Annotated in this window: 12 protein-coding genes and 2 pseudogenes; 6 read left to right on the top strand and 8 right to left on the bottom strand. The window is 64.5% G+C overall.

All coding sequences use genetic code 11. The features are described from left to right. A pseudogene (locus tag YUA_RS52250) lies at positions 1-138 on the top strand (IS701 family transposase); the annotation flags it as partial. Positions 139-357: 219 nt separating this feature from the next. Continuing rightward, a complete protein-coding gene (locus YUA_RS0140475) occupies positions 358-1,017 on the top strand; it encodes a glutathione S-transferase family protein (RefSeq protein ID WP_027535732.1) in 660 nt (219 codons plus the stop codon). Between the two features lie 95 nt (positions 1,018-1,112). Here the strand turns inward: YUA_RS0140475 and YUA_RS0140470 are convergent, their stop codons facing one another. The 4 genes from YUA_RS0140470 to YUA_RS0140455 are packed head-to-tail and all read right to left on the bottom strand — an operon-like array spanning position 1,113 to position 3,948. Continuing rightward, positions 1,113-1,460 (bottom strand): hypothetical protein, encoded by a 348-nt coding sequence (locus tag YUA_RS0140470; RefSeq protein ID WP_027535731.1) that lies wholly within the window; start codon positions 1,458-1,460, stop codon positions 1,113-1,115. A gap of 44 nt (positions 1,461-1,504) precedes the next feature. Next, positions 1,505-2,176: a Fic family protein gene (locus YUA_RS0140465; protein WP_027535730.1), complete on the bottom strand. Its 672-nt coding sequence runs from the start codon at positions 2,174-2,176 to the stop codon at positions 1,505-1,507. Beyond that, complete coding sequence (locus tag YUA_RS46620) at positions 2,173-2,385, bottom strand: hypothetical protein (RefSeq protein WP_035973028.1); 213 nt, start codon at positions 2,383-2,385, stop codon at positions 2,173-2,175. Before YUA_RS46620 ends, YUA_RS0140465 begins: the two co-directional genes overlap by 4 nt. Positions 2,386-2,415: 30 nt before the next feature. Then, positions 2,416-3,948: an acyl-CoA carboxylase subunit beta gene (locus YUA_RS0140455; protein WP_027535729.1), complete on the bottom strand. Its 1,533-nt coding sequence runs from the start codon at positions 3,946-3,948 to the stop codon at positions 2,416-2,418. A 149-nt stretch (positions 3,949-4,097) separates the two neighbouring features. Between YUA_RS0140455 and YUA_RS0140450 the strand changes: the two genes are divergently transcribed. Together YUA_RS0140450 and YUA_RS0140445 are read left to right on the top strand one after the other, a co-directional pair. Continuing rightward, positions 4,098-4,502 (top strand): DUF4260 domain-containing protein, encoded by a 405-nt coding sequence (locus YUA_RS0140450; RefSeq protein WP_027535728.1) that lies wholly within the window; start codon positions 4,098-4,100, stop codon positions 4,500-4,502. Between the two features lie 160 nt (positions 4,503-4,662). Continuing rightward, positions 4,663-5,259, top strand: coding sequence for a hypothetical protein (locus tag YUA_RS0140445; protein WP_027535727.1), 597 nt, complete (start codon positions 4,663-4,665; stop codon positions 5,257-5,259). 142 nt (positions 5,260-5,401) lie between these two features. On the opposite strand, the gene YUA_RS0140440 is transcribed toward YUA_RS0140445, so the two are convergent. Genes YUA_RS0140440 through YUA_RS0140430 form a run of 3 tightly spaced genes read right to left on the bottom strand, consistent with a single transcriptional unit; the run spans position 5,402 to position 8,134 of the window. Beyond that, positions 5,402-5,665, bottom strand: a complete 264-nt coding sequence (locus YUA_RS0140440; protein ID WP_027535726.1) for an EscU/YscU/HrcU family type III secretion system export apparatus switch protein — start codon at positions 5,663-5,665, stop codon at positions 5,402-5,404. Beyond that, complete coding sequence (locus YUA_RS0140435) at positions 5,662-7,284, bottom strand: flagellar hook-length control protein FliK (protein WP_027535725.1); 1,623 nt, start codon at positions 7,282-7,284, stop codon at positions 5,662-5,664. The genes YUA_RS0140440 and YUA_RS0140435 overlap by 4 nt, the downstream gene beginning before the upstream one ends. A gap of 55 nt (positions 7,285-7,339) precedes the next feature. After that, positions 7,340-8,134, bottom strand: coding sequence for an ATP12 family chaperone protein (locus tag YUA_RS0140430; RefSeq protein ID WP_027535724.1), 795 nt, complete (start codon positions 8,132-8,134; stop codon positions 7,340-7,342). Positions 8,135-8,209: 75 nt separating this feature from the next. Here YUA_RS0140430 and YUA_RS0140425 point away from each other — a divergent pair, with 75 nt between their 5' ends. Beyond that, entirely contained in the window at positions 8,210-8,656 is a 447-nt protein-coding gene (locus tag YUA_RS0140425) for a hypothetical protein (RefSeq protein WP_027535723.1), read from the top strand. Between the two features lie 150 nt (positions 8,657-8,806). Here the strand turns inward: YUA_RS0140425 and YUA_RS0140420 are convergent, their stop codons facing one another. After that, positions 8,807-10,021, bottom strand: a complete 1,215-nt coding sequence (locus tag YUA_RS0140420) for an RluA family pseudouridine synthase (RefSeq protein ID WP_027535722.1) — start codon at positions 10,019-10,021, stop codon at positions 8,807-8,809. Positions 10,022-10,179: 158 nt separating this feature from the next. Here YUA_RS0140420 and YUA_RS50740 point away from each other — a divergent pair. Beyond that, positions 10,180-10,341 (top strand): annotated as a pseudogene (locus tag YUA_RS50740) (IS701 family transposase); the annotation flags it as partial.

Raw genomic sequence — 10,341 nt, 5'->3', positions numbered from 1 at the left:
CTGTGCATCGCAGCCTATGGCTTTCTGATCGCCGAGCAGGCGACGATTCCCCCCTCAGGACCACGTTCCGCCCCGTCAGTCCCGGTACCTCGCTTACCCGACGATTATCGACCGAGAGGCTCCGCCCACGCGGCCTGAACGCCACGTCCCGAACTCGATCGCAACCATGCGCGCCCGATTGATCCGCATGCTCATTAAAACCTTGCCGCGATGTCCATGCTGTGGCATCGGCGCAGCATCCAATGGACGACGACGCCCATGACGCAGTAAGACTAATCCACCCTACAAAAATCGCGCGCCCCTGTCGGAAAGCGCGCCCTTCATCCGTCCTATGCGCACACAGCACGGAGACACCGCATGCCCGACCTCACCCTGACCACCTTCGACTGGGTTCCCGAGCCCCCGCGCGGCTTCGTCCGCGACCTTCGGGTGCGCTGGGCGCTGGAAGAAGCCGCCCTGCCCTATCGCGTCGCGAGCGTGCCGTTCGGCCCGCGCGATGCCGAGCACTTCGCGCACCAGCCATTCGGCCAGGTGCCGTGGCTGACCGATGGCGACATCTCGATCTTCGAGAGCGGGGCGATCCTACTGCATCTCGGCGAGCGCAACGAAGAGCTGATGCCTACTGATCCGCGCGGCCGCAGCCAGGCGAAGCAATGGCTGTTCGCGGCGCTCAATTCGGTGGAGATGGCAGGCTTGCCCTGGGCGCTTTTCAAGTTCACCGGCAACGATGATAGCTCGCCTGCCGTGAAGTTTTTTGACGACTTCCTGAGGACCCACCGGCTCAAGCACCTCGAGCCGGTGCTTGCGAGCCGCGAGTGGCTGGCAGGCACCTTCTCCGTCGCCGACATCCTGATGTCGGACGTGCTGCGCCTCGTCGATCGCTTCGACGGCCTGGCGGACAGTCCGGCCTGCCGCGCCTACGTCGCGCGCGCCACGGGCCGCCCGGCGTTCGCAAAGGCCCACGCCGACCAGATGGCGCATTTCGCGGCGGCGGATAAACTTCGTAGGGCGGATTAGCGCAGCGTAATCCGCCACTTCTCTATCCGCGGAGGCACATCTTGGTGGATTACGCTGTCGCTAATCCACCCTGCACACCGGCACGCGCATCGACGCTAGACCAGCTTCATCGGCGTATCCTCAACCACGCGAAGGTTGATCCTGCTGATCAGCTGAGCCCGAAGTGCCTCCGCGGCGCGAATGGAATCTTCCGCTTGCCGCAACGTGCTGATGTTCGAGCCGAGCAAGACGATCCCGCCGAGCACCAAGGTAATCGATCCGAGCGCCGCCGTTTGACCGAGGCCAAACACGCCGAGGATCGTGATCAACAGCAGTGCCGCGCCGCTGCCGATAGCGATCTTGGATGCCAGAATGTACTTGCGGCATCGCTCAGCGATCTCGGCAAGCGCCTCGATCCTGGCTTCGATGTCGGAGATCTCGTCGGTCGGATCGTCTTCGGTCATTTAGGGAGCTTTGACTACGATGGAGCCTATCGGCGAAATTCTCCTCAGCCGGGTAGCTTGCCCCCAACCGATTTATAGAATTCCGCGAGTTGGTTCGCTAACAGTGAAGCTAGAAAATCTTCCATCTTCGAGACATCGATCCGACCACCGTCGCGAAAGGCCAAATCGGCCGCATCCAACGCATCGAAATAGGGCTTTCGGTTGTCGACGATTTGATCTGGTATCGTCGGCGTGCCCGGTAGAAGCGTGCCAGCTCGAATTGAGAGCACGATGTATGAGACAATTCGGGAGGTACGGCCGTTTCCATCCGCGAACGGATGAATCCAATTTAGCCGCCACATGACATAAGCAGCGAGATGGATCGGCGTGCTAGCTTCCCAATGATCATTGACGTAATCGCACATGTCCTCAACGAGTTCGGGGACCAAATGTGCGCCGACAGGCTCATGCTTACTTCCTTCGATGGCAACGCCACCAGGGCGGTAGTTACCCGCGTAGGAGCTGATGCCCGCCAAGGCTTGTCGTTGCAAACCGAGGATAAGTGAGGGGCGGAGCTTGAATGTGCCCCGCTCAGTGGCAGTTTGGATCGCGCCGATAGCCGCATCGTACTGGCGGAAACCGTTCCGAGCTTCCGCAGCGGCCTTCTGGTGGGGATCCGTAATTAACTCAGGTTCGAGCGCACGGCTATCGCGCCGTTCACGCTCTTCGCTTGTCATTTCTCTTCCTTGGCCAACTTCTCGGCCTCACGGTCCACCATTTCGCGCGTAATGAGCGCATTCTCGAAATGGGTATTACCGTACACAAAACTGCGCCGCTGTTCCTCCCGGTGCTCCTCGGATGGATTGGCGGTTTTGGCAGCTTCGATAAGCTTCTTGAGAGCGTCGATCATTTCACCAATATAGTCGAGTCTGGTCGGGGGCACCATGCGATTTTGTACGTAGCCGCCACAAGTTCCTCACAACGGCAAATTGTCGTGCTTCTTCGCCGGCGTTTCCACCTTCTTGTCCTTCAGCATCGCCAGCGCCCTCGCGATCCGCTTGCGGGTCGAGTGCGGCATGATGACGTCGTCGATGTAGCCCCGCTCGGCGGCGATGAAGGGTGACAGGAAGCGGTCTTCGTACTCCTTGGTACGCGCGGCGATCTTGTCGGGGTCGCCGATGTCGCTGCGGAAGATGATCTCGACCGCGCCCTTGGCGCCCATCACCGCGATCTGGGCGGTCGGCCAGGCATAGTTCATGTCGGCGCCGATTTCCTTCGACGCCATCACGTCGAAGGCGCCGCCATAGGCCTTGCGGGTGATGATGGTGACGAGCGGCACCGTGCACTGCGAATAGGCGAACAGCAGTTTGGCGCCGTGCTTGATCAGGCCGCCATATTCCTGCGCGGTGCCGGGCAGGAAGCCCGGCACATCGACGAAGGTCACGATCGGGATGTTGAAGGCATCGCAGAAACGAACAAAGCGCGCGGCCTTCCGTGACGCATCAGAGTCAAGCACGCCGGCCAGCACCATCGGCTGGTTGGCGACGAAGCCGACGGTGCGGCCCGCGATGCGGCCAAAGCCGGTGACGATGTTCTTGGCAAAGCTATCCGCGATCTCGAAGAAGTCGCCCTCGTCCACGACCTTCAGGATCAGTTCCTTCATGTCGTAGGGCTTGTTCGGATTGTCGGGGATCAGCGTGTCGAGCGACATGTCGATACGGGCGGTGTCGTCGAAGCTCGGCCATTCCGGCACGCCGTCGGTGTTGTTGGACGGCAGGAAGTCGATCAGGCGCCGCATCTGCAGCAGCGTCTCGACGTCGTTCTCGAAGGCGCCGTCGGCGATCGAGGAGCGCGTGGCGTGCACGGAAGCACCGCCGAGCTCTTCGGCGGTGACGACTTCGTTGGTCACAGTCTTCACCACGTCGGGGCCGGTGACGAACATGTAGCTGGTGTTCTTCACCATGAAGATGAAGTCGGTCATCGCAGGCGAATAGACGTCGCCGCCGGCGCAAGGGCCCATGATGACGGAGATCTGCGGGATCACGCCAGAGGCGAGCACGTTGCGGCGGAACACGTAGGAATAGCCGGCGAGTGCTGCGACGCCCTCCTGGATGCGGGCGCCGCCCGCGTCGTAGAGGCCGATGATGGGCGCCCGCGCCTTCATCGCCATGTCCTGGAGTTTTGTGATCTTCAGCGCATGCGTTTCCGAGAGCGAGCCACCGAACACAGTGAAGTCTTTGGCAAAGACAAAAGTCTTGCGGCCGTTGACGGTGCCCCAGCCGGTGACGACGCCGTCGCCGGGCACCTTGGTCTTCTCCATGCCGAACTCGGTGGAGCGGTGCTCGACGAACATGTCGAATTCCTCGAACGATCCCTTGTCGAGCAGCAGCTCGATGCGCTCGCGCGCGGTCAGCTTGCCGCGGGCGTGCTGCGCCTCGATGCGCTTCTCGCCGCCGCCGAGCTTTGCGCCGGCACGACGGTCTTCAAGGGCGTCCAAAATATTCTTCATTTGCTCCCGCCAGTTCTTAGCCTAAATGCGATTGCCGGGGGTTCTAACACGGCATTTTGCGGGCCGGGAAGCGGCTTTCGGCGCCGCAGGGCTGCCTTGCCGCAGCGTGAAAGCGCAAGGAATTACAAAGTTTTGCCTGGGAGGCGACGATGGACGAGAGAGCGGCCGAAACCGGTGCGGCGACAGGCGGCGTCAACATCCTGCTGCGGCTGGAGGGCCTGACCCTGTTCGCAGGCATGGTGATGCTCTACGCCGCCTGGGGCGGCTCCTGGCTGGTCTTTGCCCTGCTGTTCTTCGTGCCCGATGTGAGCTTCCTGGCGTACCTGTCGGACGCCAGATTCGGCGCGCTGGTCTACAACGCCGCCCACAGCTACATGGCGCCGGTGGCGCTACTGACGTTCGGTTTTGGCTTCGCCTCGCCCCTCACTTTGTCCATCGCCTTGATCTGGCTCGCCCATATCGGCATCGACCGGGCGCTGGGCTACGGCCTGAAATATTCGGCCGGGTTCGGCTTCACCCATCTCGGCCGGATCGGCCGGCAGAAGGACGCCTGACCTCTCGCGCTGCGGCGGGATTACCGCCATTTAGTCGCGCCTCGCCGGTTGACCGGGCCTGCCGATTCAGGCTTGCTCGCCAAAGCGATCAGGCGCCGAATGTTGCGTGAGCTCAGTCGGTACGGCGGCGGTCATCACGTCTGGCTGCAAGCATCATTTCATGTCCGCCAAGGTCGTTCCCCTGCCTCCGAACTCATCGTCCGAGACCACCGATTTCCTGCGGCGGATGGCCAGCATGGTGTCGGGGCGGAACGGCGAGATGCTGCTGCGCGCGGCAAGGCTGATCGAGTCGCTGGCGCAGCGGGCGATGACGGCCGAGCGGCTCTATCACCAGCAGCAGGAAGAGAACACGCGCCATGTCGAGCTGCGCGAGGCCGCTCAGTTGGCCTCTGACGCCATGGTCAGCCAGATCGAGGCCCTGCGAGCCCAGTTAGCCGAGGTGACTGCTGCAGCCGCAACCGAGCGCGCGGCGTTCGATGCGGAGCGCGACAAATTGTTCGGCCTGATGCAGCATGCGGAGAGCCACATCGGCAAGCTCACCACCGAGCTCGATAGCTTGCGCGCCTCCGTCGATGCCTTCAACGAGACTGCGGTCTCCGTGCCGATCGAAGTGCTGCGGCTGGCGCGGACCCAGTTCGACTGTCTCTCGAGCGGCTTCGCGAGGAAGGGCGACGTGATCTCGCAGGCGATGAGCGAAATCGGCGGCTTCGCCATCGACCAGGCGCTGACGGCCAAGAAGCCCGCCGACAAGGCGTGACGCGCCCGCGCGCAAATTGACAGCGCGCCGTCATTGCGAGCGTAGCGAAGCAATCCAGAATATTTTCCGCGGAGGGACTCTGGATTGCTTCGCTACGCTCGCAATGACGCGCGGAGAGAGAGATGCGCGCCAGCTTTATGCGCTAGCGTGCCCGGCCCGACAGCCGCAGCACGAACACCAGCACCTCGGCGACGGCCTTGTAGAGATCAGGCGGAATCTCTTCGCCGAGCTCGACCTTGGAGAGCGCGCCGGCCAGAATCTCGTTCTCCTCGATCGGGATGTCGTTGGCCTTGGCGATCTCGACGATCTTGGCGCCGATCGTGCCCTTGCCCTTGGCGACGACGACAGGCGCCCCGCTGCCCTTCTCGTAATGCAGCGCAATTGCGAGCTTGGACTCATCGCTCATGTGGCGCGATCCAGGAAATGCCCGGCGCGGGCCGGGGCTGCTTGCGGCGGCGTGCCATCGCGCACGACGATATCGCCGGGCTTGAGCTCGGCTTTGGTCAGCGCCTGGTTGAGCTCGCCGATCCCGGCGCGCAGCTGCTGCGCCGTCGCCGGCCGCTCCGCCCACATCCGCACAAAGGTCTTGTCGCCGTTCAGCGTGATCAGCGCGTGCACGGGTCCGCTCGGCTCGACATTGAGCGTGAAGCGCGCCCGCCAGGCGCGCTTGGCGGGATCTGGCGTTTCGTTGCCGCCATCACGCGAGATCTCGAACTGCGCCATCGCGGTGCCCTGCGGCGTCGCAAACGGAATCTCGAAATTCCACTGCGGAGCGGTCGGATCGATGCGATGGCCGCTGGCATCAACGCGATCGGGCAGCGAGGCGACCTGCAGCAGCGTCTGCCGCGCGATCGCGGCATCGGTGTCGTCGAGCAGGCGATGCACGGTTGCCGCGAGCGGCGTGTCCGGTGTGAGCGACGGCGAGGCGACCGCCTGCGGAGATGGCAGCGCGCCGCGGAATGGCGGTGGCGTCGTGCGTGCAGCGGCTTCGAAGGCGTGGCCGTCGGGCACGGCCTTGTTCGAGCCCGGCACATTGCCGGTCATGCGCGGCAGGTTTTGCGTGACCTCTTGCAGCAGGCTCGCGGCAAGGCCTGCGGGCATCGTCCGCGGCAGCGCTGCCTGCGGTGCGTCGACCATGTCGGCGAGCACGGCGGCCACGACATTGGCGTTGCGCTGCATTTGCGGCGATTGAGCTATCTCTGCTTCGGGCAGCGGCGCTTGCACAGCCTCGCCTGCAATTTGAGGCGGCGGGCTTGCGACCTGCGCCGTGGCAACGGCGCTCGTCGCAGCCGCAACGGCCTGTGTCGGTGGCGCGGCAATCTCGAGCGTGCCTGATGTCGCGGTCAGGGTCTGGCGCAACACCAGCAGCGCCGCCTTCAGGTCAGGCACCGCGCCTGACGGCGGCGTCGTGCCTGCGGCAAGCGAGGCTTCGAGAAACAGGCCGGACTTCTGGAAGGCGGATTCGATATCGCCGCCATCCAGCGCGGTGTTGAGCGGCGTCTGTTGCGCCAGCACGTCCAGCACGGCCTGCTTCAACCCGGCCGGCAGATCGCTGCCGGTCACGACCGACGCCAGATTGGCGAACAGCGGCGCCTGGCTGCCCTGTTTGGTCACGGCCTCGGTCGATGCTGCGGTGACGGCGACCTGCTCGGTCGGCGTCAGGGGATTGCGGGCCGGGGTCGCGGACGGCGCTAGCGACGGGCTGTCGACCAGCGACGCCGCCGTCGGCGTCAGCGTGACCTGATCGGCGCTCGCCTCGCCTGCGCCGTTGACGACGGCGAGACGGATGGTGCCGTCGTTCTGCGACACCGCGAGCTGGAGATTCTGCCCCGGCGTCAGCGCCACCTCGGACATCACGTCCATCGAGAGATTGGCGATTGCGATCCGCACCAGATTGTCGGCGAGCACGCTGACGACCCTGGCATCGACGACGCTGCCGGCCTGCAGCACAAGATCGGGCGTCGCCGCATCAGCCACGGGGCTGGCGGCACTGACCGGAACGATCGAGCTTATCGGCGTCGGCATCTCAGGGGCCCAGGGAGCGCGAATCCCACTCTAGGGCCCCGTCGTAAACCTCTCGTTAAGGACCTTTGGCCGCGGGCGCATTCACGGCCGTCAACACCGCCACGGCGGCGTCGAAATCCCGCAGCCGCGTGGCCCGGCGGGCAGCCGCCTCCTCGTCCACGCCCCATTGGTCGGTGTTCCAGTCCTCGTCGACATGCGCGGCGGCCCAGACCTGGATGGCATCCCGCACGCCATGGGCCAGCGCCAGCGCCAGCAGCGCCGAGCCGGTCAGGGTCGTGACGACATGGAGGGCGGCGACCGACCAGGGATCCCCCGGCAGCGCGGCGCGGGCGGCCCGGAGCGCCTCGTCCGGCTGCTTCACATGCATGATGCCTTCAGAGAGGATGAAATGCGCCCCCAGGGCCTCCGCGGCCCAGAACAGCACGGGGTCCCAATGCGCGGCCTCGCGGGCGACCAGCCCCTTGGGGTGGCCGGCGCGATAGAACAGCAGGTCGGTCTCGAAATATTTTGCGAGGTCATCGCTGACGAGCGCGACGCGGTCGACCACACCCTCGACCACGCTGTTGGCGATCCGCGTCAGCGGCATGGTCACGGGATCGATCGCCTCGCCCTGCGCATCCCACTCCGCGGCCACGGCATCCGCCAGCGCCCGCGCCGGGATTACCACCTGGCGGCCGGATGGCGCGCGGATCGGCTTGCCATCGAGCGTGATGCCGAATCCGCCCTCGACGTCCGCTACGCCCACCTCCTTGTAGAAGCGCTTGCGCAGCGCCGTGCGCGCGGACGCACGCGCCGATTCCCGCGGATCCGGCGGGGGTTGCCCGGCAGCTTCTTGGAACAATTCGCGCATGTGAGTTTTCGGTCTCCGCCGCTGGATGCTAGGCTTTTAGGATAAGTCCGGCGGCCGATAAAGCGAGCGGCAGGCATGAGGGAACTTGCGGGTATTGCGGCCCTGTTCGCCGGGCTTTGGCTGGCCGCGGCCGAGGCCGGCTTTCGCACCCCGGAATCGCTGGTCCGCAACGTCTACGCCTATTATGGCGAGGGCGCACCGGAGCTGTCCAAGGGACTGCCGCGGGATGATGCGACCACCCGGCAGTTCTTCGACCCCTCCTTACGCAAAGCGTGGTCCGCGCCGCGGACCGAGCCCTACGATTTCCTGGTGCAGAGCCCGAACTGGAAGCTCGGCCCGGTCACAATCGCGATCCTCCGCAGGCAATACGACAGGACCTACGTCGCGGCGGCTTTCGACAATCACGGCCGGCCGGTGACGCTGAACTTCATTCTGGTCAACGGTCCGGAGGGCTGGCTGATCACGGATGTGGAAAGCCCGCATGACTCGTTGCGGATGTTTCTGGAGCAGTTTCGGAATTGAACACCGCTGTCATGCCCCGCGAAGGCGGGGCATCCAGTACGCCGCGGCTCTTCCGTTTCCCACTGCTGTCTCTGGAATACTGGATCGCCCGCTTTCGCGGGCGATGACAGCTAGATCGTGGCGAGCCGCGGGCCCTACGAGATCGCCTTGCTACTCCTCCGGCGCGTTCTCGATCGGGTCGAACCGGCTCGCGTCGAGCCCGAGCAGATTCCACGACTGCTGCATGTGCGGCGGCAGTGGCGCGGTGGCATCGATGAAGCCGCCGCGCGGATGCGGGATGACGATGCGGCGCGCGAGCAGATGCAGCCGGTTCTGCAGGCCGCCCGGCAGCTGCCAGTTCTCGATGTTGAAATATTTGGGATCGCCGACGATGGGGTGGCCGATATGCTCCATGTGGGCGCGTAGCTGGTGGGTGCGGCCCGTCACCGGCTTCAGCGACACCCAGGTCAGCTTGTTGCCGGCGGTCTCGACCACCGCGTAGTACGTCACCGCGTGGCTCGCGCCCTCGTCGCCATGCTGTGCAATGCGCATGATGGTGTCGTCCTCGCTTTCCTCTTTCGCGAGGAAGGTCGAGATGCGGCCCTGCTTCGGCTTCGGCAAACCCGGCACCAGCGCCCAATAGGTTTTCCGCGCCGAGCGCGAGCGGAACGCGCCGGTCAGATGCGAGGCGGCAAAACGCGTCTTGGCGATCAGGAGACAACCCGACGTTTCCCTGTCGATGCGATGCACGAGGCGCGGCTTCTGCCCCTTGGAATCGCGCATCACCTCCAGCATCTGGTCGATGTGGCGCGTCATGCCCGAGCCACCCTGCACGGCAAGGCCCGCGGGCTTGTTCAGCACGAGGACGTCGTCGTCCTCGTAGATCGTCATCTCCTTCAGCGCCTTGAGCGTCTTTTGCGCAGCCTCCGAGAGCTCGTCGACGGCCTTCGGCGTGTCGAGCTTCAGCGGCGGAATGCGGACGCTCTGCCCCTCCTCCAGCCGATCCTTGCTGTCGACGCGCTTGCCGTCGACGCGCAGCTCGCCTTTGCGGACGACGCGCTGGATGTGGGAGAACGACAGGCCGGGAAAGCGCGCTTCGAGAAAGCGATCGACGCGCATGTTGTTCTCGTCGGCCGTCACGGTGACGGTCTGCACCTTGGTCGGCAACAGAGCCTCGACGGGTTTTGCAGCCGCCGGCTTTTCCATCTCAGCTTTGGGCGGACGCCGCTCGGCACGCACGGCCGCAAAGCGCGGTGGCTTCGCACCAGGCTTACCGCCCGGACGCGGCCCGGCTGTCTTCGCGCTGCGCGCCTTGAATGGGCGCGATTCCTTGCGCTCATCGCGCGAACGGGGCTTTGGATCGGTTCTCTTGATGCGGCGGCTCATGGTTGCCTGCCTACCCTAAAAGCGGACCTACGTCACCGCAAAATCAGTACAATTCGGCTGTTGCCCCGGCTATTCTTACTGAGTCATTCGGTCGCGGCCGCGGTGGGCGGAGAATCAAATATTTGAGGAGATTCAATATTTGGCATGCGGAGGGCCAGATGGATCTCAATCAGGGTGAAAGCAGCGGGGCACGGTTTGCGGCCTATGTAGCTGGGCTTGGAAGTGTGATCGGTCAGGCAGTGCGGATGAGGCCGCTGCGTGACTATTGCACCGGCTTGATATTGCCGGGCGAACGTAAGAGCGTCGAGCCGATGGCTGCG

It is taken from the genome of Bradyrhizobium sp. WSM3983 (genome assembly GCF_000473045.1).
In the GTDB taxonomy this organism is placed as follows: domain Bacteria; phylum Pseudomonadota; class Alphaproteobacteria; order Rhizobiales; family Xanthobacteraceae; genus Bradyrhizobium.
This window is presented reverse-complemented; position numbering and strand designations above follow the sequence as displayed.

What these genes read in the sequence shown, in the direction of transcription:
- YUA_RS0140475 (WP_027535732.1), top strand. Translation starts at nt 358, where the DNA reads ATGCCCGACCTCACCCTGACCACCTTCGACTGGGTTCCCGAGCCCCCG.
- YUA_RS0140470 (WP_027535731.1), bottom strand. Translation starts at nt 1,460, where the DNA reads ATGACCGAAGACGATCCGACCGACGAGATCTCCGACATCGAAGCCAGG.
- YUA_RS0140465 (WP_027535730.1), bottom strand. Translation starts at nt 2,176, where the DNA reads ATGACAAGCGAAGAGCGTGAACGGCGCGATAGCCGTGCGCTCGAACCT.
- YUA_RS46620 (WP_035973028.1), bottom strand. Translation starts at nt 2,385, where the DNA reads ATGGTGCCCCCGACCAGACTCGACTATATTGGTGAAATGATCGACGCT.
- YUA_RS0140455 (WP_027535729.1), bottom strand. Translation starts at nt 3,948, where the DNA reads ATGAAGAATATTTTGGACGCCCTTGAAGACCGTCGTGCCGGCGCAAAG.
- YUA_RS0140450 (WP_027535728.1), top strand. Translation starts at nt 4,098, where the DNA reads ATGGACGAGAGAGCGGCCGAAACCGGTGCGGCGACAGGCGGCGTCAAC.
- YUA_RS0140445 (WP_027535727.1), top strand. Translation starts at nt 4,663, where the DNA reads ATGTCCGCCAAGGTCGTTCCCCTGCCTCCGAACTCATCGTCCGAGACC.
- YUA_RS0140440 (WP_027535726.1), bottom strand. Translation starts at nt 5,665, where the DNA reads ATGAGCGATGAGTCCAAGCTCGCAATTGCGCTGCATTACGAGAAGGGC.
- YUA_RS0140435 (WP_027535725.1), bottom strand. Translation starts at nt 7,284, where the DNA reads ATGCCGACGCCGATAAGCTCGATCGTTCCGGTCAGTGCCGCCAGCCCC.
- YUA_RS0140430 (WP_027535724.1), bottom strand. Translation starts at nt 8,134, where the DNA reads ATGCGCGAATTGTTCCAAGAAGCTGCCGGGCAACCCCCGCCGGATCCG.
- YUA_RS0140425 (WP_027535723.1), top strand. Translation starts at nt 8,210, where the DNA reads ATGAGGGAACTTGCGGGTATTGCGGCCCTGTTCGCCGGGCTTTGGCTG.
- YUA_RS0140420 (WP_027535722.1), bottom strand. Translation starts at nt 10,021, where the DNA reads ATGAGCCGCCGCATCAAGAGAACCGATCCAAAGCCCCGTTCGCGCGAT.